The sequence below is a fragment of the Paracoccus sp. pheM1 genome (assembly GCF_018499825.1).
Lineage (GTDB): Bacteria > Pseudomonadota > Alphaproteobacteria > Rhodobacterales > Rhodobacteraceae > Paracoccus > Paracoccus versutus.
Genome location: NZ_JAGXCX010000001.1, coordinates 2009566 through 2021414 on the forward strand (window position 1 = coordinate 2009566; position 11849 = coordinate 2021414).

The 11849-nt window shown below is 69.0% G+C and carries 10 protein-coding genes; 1 reads left to right on the forward strand and 9 read right to left on the reverse strand.

From position 1 onward, the window contains the following. Positions 1–132: 132 nt before the first annotated feature. From murD to KF941_RS10310, 9 genes are all read right to left on the reverse strand, one after another. A complete protein-coding gene (gene murD / locus KF941_RS10270) occupies positions 133–1533 on the reverse strand; it encodes a UDP-N-acetylmuramoyl-L-alanine--D-glutamate ligase (RefSeq protein ID WP_214273274.1) in 1401 nt (466 codons plus the stop codon). An 81-nt stretch (positions 1534–1614) separates the two neighbouring features. Next, positions 1615–2697 carry a phospho-N-acetylmuramoyl-pentapeptide-transferase gene (gene mraY / locus KF941_RS10275; protein WP_036750191.1) on the reverse strand — a complete coding sequence of 361 codons (1083 nt, stop codon included), beginning with the start codon at positions 2695–2697 and terminating at the stop codon, positions 1615–1617. Then, complete coding sequence (gene murF, locus KF941_RS10280) at positions 2697–4082, reverse strand: UDP-N-acetylmuramoyl-tripeptide--D-alanyl-D-alanine ligase (RefSeq protein WP_214273275.1); 1386 nt, start codon at positions 4080–4082, stop codon at positions 2697–2699. The genes mraY and murF overlap by 1 nt, the downstream gene beginning before the upstream one ends. Continuing rightward, the gene (locus tag KF941_RS10285; RefSeq protein WP_175562305.1) at positions 4079–5563 is read right to left on the reverse strand and encodes a UDP-N-acetylmuramoyl-L-alanyl-D-glutamate--2,6-diaminopimelate ligase; all 1485 of its coding nucleotides are present in this window, start codon (positions 5561–5563) and stop codon (positions 4079–4081) included. The genes murF and KF941_RS10285 overlap by 4 nt, the downstream gene beginning before the upstream one ends. Positions 5564–5577: 14 nt before the next feature. Next, a complete protein-coding gene (locus KF941_RS10290) occupies positions 5578–7383 on the reverse strand; it encodes a penicillin-binding protein 2 (protein WP_214273276.1) in 1806 nt (601 codons plus the stop codon). Continuing rightward, positions 7380–7769, reverse strand: a complete 390-nt coding sequence (locus tag KF941_RS10295) for a cell division protein FtsL (protein ID WP_036750200.1) — start codon at positions 7767–7769, stop codon at positions 7380–7382. Before KF941_RS10295 ends, KF941_RS10290 begins: the two co-directional genes overlap by 4 nt. Then, the gene (gene rsmH / locus KF941_RS10300) at positions 7769–8737 is read right to left on the reverse strand and encodes a 16S rRNA (cytosine(1402)-N(4))-methyltransferase RsmH (protein ID WP_114535134.1); all 969 of its coding nucleotides are present in this window, start codon (positions 8735–8737) and stop codon (positions 7769–7771) included. Before rsmH ends, KF941_RS10295 begins: the two co-directional genes overlap by 1 nt. Positions 8738–8740: 3 nt before the next feature. Continuing rightward, positions 8741–9250 carry a division/cell wall cluster transcriptional repressor MraZ gene (gene mraZ, locus KF941_RS10305; RefSeq protein WP_036750205.1) on the reverse strand — a complete coding sequence of 170 codons (510 nt, stop codon included), beginning with the start codon at positions 9248–9250 and terminating at the stop codon, positions 8741–8743. A 639-nt stretch (positions 9251–9889) separates the two neighbouring features. After that, the gene (locus KF941_RS10310) at positions 9890–10993 is read right to left on the reverse strand and encodes an Mrp/NBP35 family ATP-binding protein (RefSeq protein WP_214273277.1); all 1104 of its coding nucleotides are present in this window, start codon (positions 10991–10993) and stop codon (positions 9890–9892) included. Positions 10994–11321: 328 nt separating this feature from the next. On the opposite strand from KF941_RS10310, the gene KF941_RS10315 reads away from it, so the two are divergent. Then, positions 11322–11552: a DUF1127 domain-containing protein gene (locus KF941_RS10315; RefSeq protein ID WP_036750211.1), complete on the forward strand. Its 231-nt coding sequence runs from the start codon at positions 11322–11324 to the stop codon at positions 11550–11552. Positions 11553–11849 lie beyond the last annotated feature (297 nt).

Below are 11849 nucleotides of genomic sequence, written 5' to 3' on the forward strand. Positions count from 1 at the left end.
GCGAAAGCTTGAAGGCCCCGGCTCGCGCCGGGGCCATTTTCACAGCTTCTTCGTTGCTTAAATACCCATGGAACAGCGCCGGCGGGCGCCGTCGCATGAGTATTTGCAGAACAAAGAAGATCGGAGAGAAGATCAGCCCCGCAACGCCTGGACCAGGGCCGTGAAATGCTCGCCGCGCTTTTCGAAATTCGGGTATTGGTCGAAGCTGGCGGCGGCGGGGGCAAGCAGCACCGTCTCGCCCGGCTGGGCCTCGGCCGCGGCGCGGGCGACGGCCTGCTCCATGGTCTCGGCGATCTCATGCGGGGTCTGGCCGATCTGGAGCGCGAAGTCGCGCGCGGAATGGCCGATCAGATAGGCCTTGGTGACATTGCCGAGGAAGGGGGCCAGCGCCTCGATGCCGCCGTCCTTGCCCATGCCGCCGGCGATCCAGCGGATGCGCGGGAAGGCGGCCAGCGCCTTGGCGGCGGCATCGACATTGGTGGCCTTGCTGTCGTTGACCCAGGCCACGCCGCCGATCTCGGCCACGGTCTGGCTGCGATGCGGCAGGCCCTGGAAGCTGTGGAAGGCGCGCTCGATCTCGCGCGGGGCGATGCCGACGGCGCGGGTCGCGGCATAGGCGGCGCAGGCGTTCTGGTGGTTGTGCTCGCCCGGCAGCCCCTTGACCTCGCGCAAGTCGATCGAACCGGCCTGGCGGCCCTTGCGGTATTCCGAAAGGAAGCCCTTGCGGGCAAAGACCGACCAGCCGAAATGGTCGAGCTTCTGCCCCGAGGAGATGCGGATCACCCGGTCGTCCGAAGGGGCCATGGCAAGCTGGCCGGCAAGATAGCAGCCCTCGGGCTCGTCGACGCCGATCACGGCGCGGTCCGGCCCGCCCTCGGCGAAAAGCCGGCGCTTGGCGGCGAAATAGCCGCCCAGGCCGCCGTGGCGGTCGAGATGGTCGGGCGAAAGATTGGTGAAGACGGCGACATCCGGGGTCAGGGCGCGGGCCAGGTCGGTCTGGTAGCTGGAGAGTTCCAGCACCACCACCTCGCCGTCATGGGCGGGTTCCAGCGACAGCACGCCGGTGCCGATATTGCCGCCGATCTGGGTCGGGCGGCCGGCTTCCTTCAGGATATGGTGGATCAGCGCGGTGGTGGTGGATTTGCCGTTCGAGCCGGTCACGGCGATGACGCGCGGGGTGGTGTCGAACCGCTCCCATTCCGCCGTGGCGAAGCTGCGGAAGAACAGGCCGATGTCGTTGTCGACCGGCACGCCGAGTTCATAGGCTTTCGCGATGACCGGGTGCGGCTTGGGGTAGAGATGCGGGATGCCGGGGCTGGTGATCAGCGCCGAGATGCCGTCCCAGTTGGCGTCGCGGGTCAGGTCGAGGACGATCATGCCGTCGGCCGCCGCCTGTTCGCGGGTGTCCAGGCCGTCGTCCCAGACCACGACCCGAGCGCCGCCCGCGGCGAGCGCGGCGGCGGTGGCGCGGCCCGAGCGGCCGAGGCCGAGCACGGCGATGGTCTGGTTCTGGACGCCCTGGACCGGGATCATGCTGTTTCCTTCGCTGTTGCAGGCCGGGGGCGCTTCGCCCCCCGGACCCCCCGAGAGTATTTGCAAAACGGAGAAAGCCTGTCAGCGCAGCTTCAGGGTAGCAAGCCCGATCAGCGCCAGGATCAGCGCGATGATCCAGAAGCGGATCACGATCTGCGCCTCGCCCCAGCCCTTCTTTTCGAAATGGTGGTGGATCGGGGCCATCAGGAACACCCGCTTGCCGGTGCGCTTGAAATAGAGCACCTGGATGATGACCGACAGCGCCTCGACCACGAAGAGACCGCCGACGATGGCCAGGACGATCTCGTGCTTGGTGACGACCGCGATGGCGCCCAGGGCACCGCCGAGCGCGAGGCTGCCGGTATCGCCCATGAAGACGGCGGCGGGGGGCGCGTTATACCACAGGAAGCCCAGGCCGCCGCCGATCAGCGCCGCGACGAAGACCGCAAGCTCCCCGGTGCCGGGCACGAAATGCACGCCGAGGTAATTGGCGAAATTCGCGTTGCCGACCATATAGGCGATCACCGCGAAGCTGCCGGCCGCGATCATCACCGGCATGATCGCCAGCCCGTCGAGCCCGTCGGTCAGGTTCACCGCATTGGCCGCGCCCAGGATCACCAGCACGGCGAAGGGCACGTAGAGCAGGCCCAGGTTGATCAGCGCATCCTTGAAGAAGGGCAGCGCCAGCTCGCCGCTGAGCGCCGCCGGGTGCAGCCAGGCGGCCGCGGCGCCGGCGGCGGCGGCGATGCAGAGCCCGATCAGCAGCCGCACCTTGCCCGAGAGCCCCGCGTGATGCTGCTTCGTGACCTTGGCATAGTCGTCGGCAAAGCCGATGGCGGCGAAGCCCAGCGTGACCAAAAGCACGATCCAGACATAGCCGTTGTCGAGCCGCGCCCAGAGCAGCGTGCCGATGCTGAGCGCGGCGAGGATCAGCAGCCCGCCCATGGTCGGGGTGCCGGCCTTGGAGAAATGGTTCTGCGGCCCGTCGTCGCGGATCGGCTGGCCCTTTTTCTGCTTGCGGCGCAGCAGGTCGATCAGCGGCCGGCCGAAGAAGAAGCCGAAGAGCAGCGCGGTGAAGAAGGCGCCCCCGGCCCGGAAGGTGATATATCGGAAAAGGTTGAAGAAATCCCCGCCGTCGGAGAGGTTCGTGAGCCAATAGAGCATTACGCTGTCCTTTCGCCAGGGGGCGTGCTTTGGCGCGTCCGCCGCAGCGCGTCAACCACCGTCGAGACCCTGGAGGACTTCGAACCCTTCACGAGCACGATATCGCCGGGCGCGACCAGTTCGGCCACGCTCTCGGCCAGTTCTGCGGCGGTTTCGGCATGGCGCCCGCGGCGGGCCTGGGGCAGCGCCTCGTGCAGGGCGCGCATGCGCGGGCCGGCGGTATGGACCAGGTCGACGGCCGGCATCGCGGGATCGGCAGCCATGCCGGCATGGAGCGCGATCTCGTCCGGGCCGAGTTCCAGCATGTCGCCCAGGATCGCCACCCGGCGCCCGCCGGTCAGCCGCGCCAGCGTCGCAAGCCCGGCCGAAAGCGAGGTGGGGTTGGAGTTATAGGCATCGTCGATCAGCCGGATGCCGCCCAGATCCTCGACCGCGCCGCGGCCCAGCGGCGGGCGCCAGTCGGAAAGGCGCGCAGCTGCCTGGGCCACGTCGGCCCCCGCGGCCGACAGTGCCGCCAGCACGCCGACCGCGTTCATGACGAAATGCGTGCCCGGAGTCGCCAGGGTGAAATCCACCACATCGCCCAGCACGCGGGCGCGGACCTGGGTGATGCCGTCCACCGTCTCGGCCTTCAGCGGCCGGGCCATGCCCTGCTGGCCGAAGCCGATGACGATGGCGCCGGCCTCGTCGGCGCAGTCGCGCAGCAATTGCGTGACCGGCAGATCCTCGGGCAGGATGGCGGTGCCGGGCTGCATGAGACCGCGAAAGATCGCGCCCTTTTCGCGGGCGATGCCCTCGATGGCGCCGAAAGCCTCCAGGTGGGCGGCGGCGACGGTGGTGATCATGGCCACATGCGGGCGGGCGAGGCGGGCCAGCGGCTCGATCTCGCCCGGATGGTTCATGCCGATCTCGATGATGGCGAAATCGGTGTCCTGGGGCATGCGCGCCAGCGTCAGGGGCACGCCCCAATGGTTGTTGTAGCTGGCCTCGGCCGCATGGATGCTGCCCTGCCCGGCAAGCGCGATGCGCGCCATCTCCTTGGTCGAGGTCTTGCCGACCGAGCCGGTGATGGCGATGACCTTGCCGCCCATCCGGGCGCGGCCGGCGCGGCCAAGCGCCTCCAGCGCCGGCAGGACGTCGGGGACGACCAGCAGCGGCGCATCCGGGGCCACGCCCTCGGGGATGCGGCTGACCAGCGCGGCGCCGGCGCCCTTTTCCAGGGCCTGGGCGACGAAGTCGTGGCCGTCGCGGGCGGCCTGCAGGGCCACGAACAGGTCGCCCGGCCGGATGGTGCGGGTGTCGATGGAGACGCCGCCGACGGCAAAGTCACCGGTGGCGCGGCCGCCGGTCGCGGCGGCGGCATCCTGCGAGGTCCACAGCGTCATATCTTGCCATCCAGCGCCGCGACGGCCACCGAGGCCTGCTCGGCATCGTCGAAGGGGTAAACGTCGTTGCCGATGATCTGGCCGGTCTCGTGGCCCTTGCCGGCGATCAGCAGCGCATCGCCCGGCTGCAAGGCATCGACGGCGCGCAGGATCGCCTCGGCGCGGTCGCCGACCTCGATGGCCTCGGGGCCGGCGCCGGCCAGCACTTCGGCGCGGATCGCGGCCGGGTCTTCGCTGCGCGGGTTGTCGTCGGTCACATAGACCAGGTCGGCGAATTGCCGCGCCGCCTCGCCCATCAGCGGGCGCTTGAGCCGGTCGCGGTCGCCGCCGGCGCCAAAGACCACGACGATGCGGCCCATGACATGCGGGCGCAGGCTTTGCAGGGCCGAGGCCAGCGCGCCCGGCTTGTGGCTGTAGTCGACGAAGACCGCAGCACCGTTTTCCCGCATCGCCGCCAGTTCCATGCGGCCGCGCACGGTGGTCAGCCCCGGCAGGGTCTCGATCACGCGGGGCGCCTCGTCGCCGGCGGCAATGGCCAGGCCGGCGGCGGCCAGCACGTTTTCCGCCTGGAAGCCGCCGATCAGCGCCAACCGCACCAGATGCGCCTGGCCATGCAGGCTGAAGCGCAAATCCTGCCCGGTCGCGTCATAGCGCTGGCCCAGGATGCGCAGGTCGGCCGCCGCATCCTTGCCGATGGTCGTCAGATCGAGGCCGCGTTCGCGCGCGATCCCCGCCATCTGCCGGCCGCGCGGGTCGTCGATATTGACGACCGCCCCGGCGCCCTCGTCCAGCAGATGATCGAAAAGCAGCGCCTTGGCGGCGAAATATTCGTCGAAGTCCTTGTGATAATCCAGGTGGTCCTGGCTGAAATTGGTGAAGGCGCCGGCCTTCAGCCGCACCCCGTCCAGCCGGCGCTGGTCGAGCCCGTGCGAGCTGGCCTCCATCGCCGCATGGGTGACGCCAGCAGCCGCCGCCTCGGCCAGCACCCGGTGCAGGGTGATCGGCTCGGGCGTGGTATGGGCCAGCTTGGCCTGGTAGTCGCCCTGCACGCCCATGGTGCCCAGGCTGATCGCCTTGTGGCCCAACGCCTGCCAGATCTGCCGGGTGAAGGTGGCGACCGAGGTCTTGCCCGAGGTGCCGGTGACGGCGACCATCGTCTCGGGCTGGGCGGCGAACCACAGGGCGCTCGCGCCCGCCAGCGCGGCGCGGGGATCTTCGGCCACCACCAGCGCGGCATCGGCGCCGGCCAGCACCTCGGCGGCGATCTCGGCGCCCTTGCGGTCGGTCAGGATCGCGGCCGCGCCCTGGCGCAGCGCATATTGGATGAACTCGCCCCCATGCGCGGCCGAACCCGGCAGCGCCGCGAACAGATGGCCGGGCCTGACCTGCCGCGAATCCACGGCAAGGCCCGTTATCTCGGGGTCGCGCCCCTTGTCCCCCCTCAGCCCCAGAAGGGACAGCCGCATCGCCCGCTCGGTCACGAAGCCTCCGCTCATCAGTTCGAGACGAGCTTTAGCCCATCGGGCAAAGGCCGTTCAACCATCGGCAATTGCGATTCGGTGGCCGGGCGCAGGCCCAAGAGCGGCGCGACGCGGCGGATCACCTCGGCCGCCACCGGCGCCGATGTCGCGCCCGCGGTGCGGCTTTCGCCGCCGGGGCCGATGGTCGAGGGCTCGTCCAGCGACAGCACCAGCACATATTGCGGATCGCTGGCCGGAAAGACCGAGGCGAAGGTCGAGACCACCTTGTTGCCGTAATAGCCCCCCGTCGGGCGCGGCTTGTCGGCGGTGCCGGTCTTGCCCGCGACCTCGTAGCCCTCGACATTGGCGCTGCGGCCGCTGCCGCGGACCACCACCTGGCGCAGCATCTGCACGGCGATCTGCGCGGCCTGGGGCGACAGCACCTGCTCGCCGCCGCGCGGGCGGCGGTCGTGGATCAGCGTCGGCATCACCCGTTTTCCGCCGTTCGCGACGGTCGCATAGGCCGCGGCCAAATGCAGCGGGCTGGCCGCCAGCCCGTGCCCGAAGGCCACGGTGGCCGAGGTCACGGCGGGCCAGCGCTTGGGCACCAGCGGCTTGCCGGTCGGCGCCTCGCTCATCTCGATCGGCGTCGGCTCGAAGAAGCCCAGCTTCTGCAGGAAATCCCTCTGCCGCTCGGCGCCCAGCAGCTGGGCCACCCGGACGGTGCCGACGTTCGACGACTTCACGATGATGTCCGTCACCGAAAGCGTGCCGTAATTGTGGCCCCGGAACTCGTTGATCAGGTATTTGCCGATCTTCATCGGCGCCTTGGCGTTGATCATCGTGGCCGGGCTGACCAGCTTGAGGTCGATGGCCTGCGCCACCGGGAAGATCTTGAAGGTCGAGCCCAATTCATACTGTCCCTGCACCGCGCGGTTGAACAGCGGGCTGTCCGAGGGATCGCCCTTGAGCAGCGGCCGCGGCCGGTCGTTGGGGTCGAAATCGGGCAGGCTGGCCATGGCCAGGATCTCGCCGGTCTTGACCTCCATCAGGATGCCGGTGGCGCCTTTGGCGTTCATGACCTTCATGCCGTTGCCCAGCACCTCCTCCATGGCGGCCTGGACGGTCAGGTCCAGCGAAAGCGCCAGCGGCGCGCCGTCATTGGCCGGATCGCGCAGCCAGTGGTCGAAGGCCTTTTCGACGCCGGCGACGCCGACGACCTCGGCGCTGGCCACGTCTTCCTTGCCGAAGGTGGCGCCGCCCAGGATATGCGCGGCGATATGGCCGTTCGGGTAAAGCCGCATCTCGCGCGGGCCGAACAGCAGCCCCGGCTCGCCGATGTCATGCACGGCCTGCATCTGTTCGGGGCTGATCTTCTTCTTGATCCAGACGAAGGTGCGCTTGCCGGTAAAGTCCTTTTGCAGCCGCTCGATCTCCAGGTCGGGGAAGATGCGGACCAGTTCGCGCGCCGCGCGCTCGGGCTCGACCATCTGCTGGGGATGGGCGTAAAGCGAATGGGTCAGCAGGTTGGTGGCCAGCACCCGCCCCTGCCGGTCGGTGATGTCGGCGCGCTGCGAGATGATCTGCGCGCCGGTGGTCTGCACCCGCGGCTCGCTGGGCTGGCTGGCGGCCAGCACGCCCATCTTGGCGCCCACGGTGCCAAAGGCCAGCGCAAAGGCGCAGGACATGAAGAACAGCCGGGTCCGGGCGCTGCCGCGCGCCCTTTCCTGGATTGCGGCATGCCTTTGGGCGCGGTTCTCGGCCTCGATGGCATCGGGGTTCTCGCCTGTTTCGCGGGCGCGAAGGATGCGGGCCAGCGGGCGCAGCGGGGTGCGGATCATGGCGTGCTCTCCTGTGGTCTGCGGGGCGGGAAGCCGGCGGGACGTTCGACCGGCAGATCGGCATCGGCAGCGGAACCGGGGGCGGGCTCGGGCGACCGGGGTGCCGGGAAGGCCACCTGCCCCACGTCCACGAACTGGTCGGAACCGAAGGGCACCAGCTTCAGCCGCTCGAAATTCAGATCGACCAGCTGGCGCAGGCGCTCGGGGCGGTTCAGATAGGCCCATTCCGCGCGCAGAACGCCCAGATCTTCGCGCAGGCGGCCGATCTGGCGCTGGATGTCGCTCATCTCGCTGATGGCGGCCTGGGTGCGGTAATTCTCGCGATAGGCCCAGAAGGCCAGGCCCATCACCGAAAGCGCGGTCAGAAGGTAAAGCACCGAACGCATCACGCCCCCCTTTCCGACAGCAGCGGCAGGCCCAGCCCCGCCGGATCGACCCGGCCGGCCGGCGCCGCGGTGCGGATGCCGACGCGCAGCAGCGCCGAGCGGGCGCGCGGATTCGCCGCCAGCTCGGCCTCGTCCGCGCCGATGGCGCGGCGGAAGGGCAGCGTGAAGGCCGGCTCCTCGCGCGCGGCCTCGGGCGCATAGCGGCTGCCGCCGCCGGCGCTGTTCGAGCGCGCCTGCATGAACCGCTTGACGATCCGGTCCTCGAGCGAATGGAAGCTGACCACGGCCAGCTTGCCGCCCGGCCGCAGCGCCCGTTCGGCCGCCGCAAGCCCGGCGACCAGCTGGCCGAATTCGTCGTTCACCCAGATGCGGATCGCCTGGAAGGCGCGGGTCGAGGGATGGCTCTGCCCCGGCTTCGCGCGCGGCAGGCAGCCGGCGACGATGTCCGAAAGCTGGCCGGTGCGGCTCAGCGGCCGGGCGGCGACGATGGCCTTGGCGATGCGGCGCGAGGCGCGCTCCTCGCCGTAGAGATAGAGCACGTCGGCGATGACCGATTCGGGGGCGCTGTTCAGCAGGTCGGCCGCCGTCGGCCCCTCGCCGCCCATGCGCATGTCCAAGGGCCCGTCGCGCAAAAAGGAAAAGCCGCGCTCGGGCTGGTCGAGCTGCATCGAGCTGACGCCAAGGTCCAGCACCACGCCGTCGACCGGCCCGCCGGCCAGCCTGTCGAGGTCCGAGAACGTGCCCTGGACCAGCCGCAGCCGGTCGCCATATTCGCCCGCCCAGGCTTCGGCCATGCGAAAGACCGCCGGGTCGCGGTCGATGCCGATCACCCGGTCGGCGCCCTGCTCCAGCAGGCCGCGGGCATAGCCGCCGGCGCCGAAGGTGCCGTCGACCCAGGTGCCCGTCACAGGCTGAACGGCCCGCAACAGCGGGCCAAGCAGGACGGGGATATGCGGAGCCTCGGCCATGCCCTAGCCCTCGTCCTTCGCCGCGGCGGGGGCCAGCAGCGACAGCGGATCGGCGCCCGGCTCAAGTTCCGGCACGCGGGCTTCCAGCGCGCGCTCTTCCTCGGCATAGGCCTCGGGGGTCCAGACCTTCAGGCTGTCGCCGGCCGAGATGAAGAAGGCGCTGTCGGTCAGGCCGATCTTCTCGCGCAGCTTCTGCGGCAGGACCAGGCGGCCGTCGCCGTCGATCTCGGCCTCGTCGGCATGGCCCTGATAGATGTTTTCCAGAAGGTTGCGGGCGGCCGAGCCGCGCGGCATGCGGGCGATGCCGTCCTCGATCTCTTCCATCGCCTCAATGGTGAAAAGCTGCAGCCAATTCCAGTCGCGGGTGCCGTAGACGATGACCAGCTGCGCGCGCTTGCCGGCCTGCCAGTCGGGATCGGAGGCTTCAAAGACCCGGCGGAACTTGGCCGGGATGGAAACGCGACCCTTCGCGTCCACCTTGACCTCTTCCGACCCTCTGAAACGGCGTGCCAACGGCGCGCCCTCCTTTCACTGTCCCGACCTTTCCGGTTTGCCCGAAAAGGAAAGGCGGACCGGGCTGCTGCCACTGCCCGATCCGCCGCCCTCGTTCCCATCTCTGGGCCCCGTAGTTTCGGGGATCGCGCCCTGCGTTTCGCGCCACCTGGGGGAGGTGCTGCTCGCGCGCCGCAGAGGTCATTCGGAAACGGGTTGCCTGTATGAAAGCTGCTTGTCGCCTTTTGGGGTCTTGGCGCCCCTCGAGCCCGTTCCGTGAGCCAAGGGATGCCATGGGAATTCATGGGACGCAATGGATTTGTTTGGTCGGAACCTGGGCGCAGGCGGGCTATTGCCGGCGAACGCGGCGCGAACAAATTCACACCGGCGCGATCACAGGGGAAGGTATCGGATGCAGGGATAGAACAGCCACTAGATGTAGTATGGAGCGCCGATGTGGCAAATAAATCCCACCATTTCCCAGAATCGTCCCACGCGACCGGGTGGAGGGGCGATTCTTCCGTCGAAAAAGGGGAAAGCTTGCCGATTCGACCGGCCTTCACGGGCAATCACGCCGCGGTGATTCGGAATCCAGGGGCCGTTCCCATGATTTCCCGGACCCGTTTCCCGTGTTTTCCCGGCCGGGTGCGAAAGGCCAGGTCAGGCCATGCCGCCGGCGATCAGCCGCTCGGCCAGCCGGACGAAGGATTGCGCCACCGGCCCGTCGCCGGCCGCGATCGGCGTGCCGGCATCGCCCGCAAGCCGCAGGTCCAGGTTCAACGGGATCTCGCCCAGGAAGGGCAGGTCCAGCGCCGCGGCCTCGGCGGCGACGCCGCCATGGCCGAACAGATGCGCCTCGTGGCCGCAATTGGGGCAGATATAGGTGGACATGTTCTCGACCAGCCCCAGCACCGGGGTCTTGAGCTTGTCGAACATGTCGATGGCGCGGCGGGCGTCGATCAGCGCCACGTCCTGCGGGGTCGAGACGATGATCGCCCCGCTGACCTGCGCCTTCTGGCACAGCGACAGCTGCACGTCGCCCGTGCCGGGCGGCAGGTCGACCAGCAGCACGTCCAGCTCGCCCCATTTCACCTGGTTCAGCATCTGCTGCAGCGCGCCCATCAGCATCGGGCCGCGCCAGACCACCGCCTCGCCTTCCTTCATCATCAGGCCCAGCGACATGACGGTGACGCCATGGGCGTGCAGCGGCTCGATCATCTGGCCGTCGCTGGTGGGGCGCTGCCCGGTCAGGCCCAGCATGCGCGGCTGCGAGGGACCGTATATGTCGGCGTCCAGCAAGCCGACCCGCCGCCCCTTGCGCGCCAGCGCCACCGCCAGGTTCGAGGTCAGCGTCGATTTCCCGACCCCGCCCTTGCCCGAGCCGATGGCCAGGATCCGCGCCACGCCGCTGACCGGCGCGGGGCCGGCCTGGGGCGTGGGGTGGCGGCCGATCTTCAGGCTGGGCGGCGCCTCGCCGCCCGAACGGGCCGCGACCTGCGGGGCACCGCCGCGCGGCGCGGTCGGGGCGGTGGTGACGATCTGCACCTTCTCCACCCCCGGCAGGGCGGACAGCCGGCGCTGCACCTCGGCCTCGACCGGAGCCAGCGCGCGGGCAGAGGCCGCATCGGCCGCCTCGATGACGAATCGCACCGCGCCCGATTCGACGTTGAGCGCGCGCACCAGATCGGCCGAAACCAGGTTGCCGCCCCCCGGAACCGCGATCTGGGCAAGTTCCTGAAGCACACGTTCCCGTGAGATGGTCATGGCTACCCCCGCATCAAAGCGCCCGCAGCATCGCAATTCGCGCGGGGATGGGCAAGCCGGGCTTGCGGGCTGATACCGCTAACCCCCTGTGACCCCGCGTAAAATACGACCGATCTGCTAGGGAAACTTGATCCAGCTTGTAAAAAGGCTGAAAAATTCACGGATTATTAACGCTTTGTAACAGTGTCCCAGAAACAGCCATGTAGATTCTGCATAGCAGCATCTCGCCCGCGGCCATTGTGCAGATGCAGAAAAGGGACCATGTTCGTCTCAACAGCGCGACAGGGAAAACCGACCGCGCCATCCGCAAGACGAAAGAGTGAATGAAATGGCTGTTCTCGATCTGATCCATGGCGGTATGCACCGCAACGACATCGCCGGCAACGGCGCGATCGCGAAATTCGTGGCCAATGTCCGTGACCATATGGCCCGCCGGGCGGTCTATCGCCAGACCCTGCGCGAACTGGGCGACCTGTCCAACCGCGAACTGGCCGACCTGGGCCTGAACCGCGGCAACATCCGCAGCGTGGCTTACGAAGCCGCCTGGGGCACGAAGTAAACGAATAGAACACCCGACCCACTCCTCCTCCCTTGGGTCCGGGTTCAGGCGGCATCCTCCCTCCTCCTCCCTGAGGATGCCGCCGCTCAGATACGGTGAAGCCCCTCCTCCTCCCTGGGCTTCACGGTTCCGGCGGCTCCCCCTCCTCCTCCCTGGGGATGCCGCCACCCCATACGGCGAGACCCCTCCTCCTCCCTGGGTCTCGCGGTCCGGCGGCAGCCTCTTTCCTCCTCCCGGAGGCGCCGCCAAACCGACACGGCGAAGCCCCTCCTCCTCCCTGGGCTTCCCGTTCTGCGC

Excerpts from the sequence above, each read along its gene's own strand:
- murD (WP_214273274.1), bottom strand. The coding sequence starts at position 1,533 with ATGATCCCGGTCCAGGGCGTCCAGAACCAGACCATCGCCGTGCTCGGC.
- mraY (WP_036750191.1), bottom strand. The coding sequence starts at position 2,697 with ATGCTCTATTGGCTCACGAACCTCTCCGACGGCGGGGATTTCTTCAAC.
- murF (WP_214273275.1), bottom strand. The coding sequence starts at position 4,082 with ATGACGCTGTGGACCTCGCAGGATGCCGCCGCCGCGACCGGCGGCCGC.
- KF941_RS10290 (WP_214273276.1), bottom strand. The coding sequence starts at position 7,383 with ATGATCCGCACCCCGCTGCGCCCGCTGGCCCGCATCCTTCGCGCCCGC.
- KF941_RS10295 (WP_036750200.1), bottom strand. The coding sequence starts at position 7,769 with ATGCGTTCGGTGCTTTACCTTCTGACCGCGCTTTCGGTGATGGGCCTG.
- rsmH (WP_114535134.1), bottom strand. The coding sequence starts at position 8,737 with ATGGCCGAGGCTCCGCATATCCCCGTCCTGCTTGGCCCGCTGTTGCGG.
- KF941_RS10310 (WP_214273277.1), bottom strand. The coding sequence starts at position 10,993 with ATGACCATCTCACGGGAACGTGTGCTTCAGGAACTTGCCCAGATCGCG.
- KF941_RS10315 (WP_036750211.1), top strand. The coding sequence starts at position 11,322 with ATGGCTGTTCTCGATCTGATCCATGGCGGTATGCACCGCAACGACATC.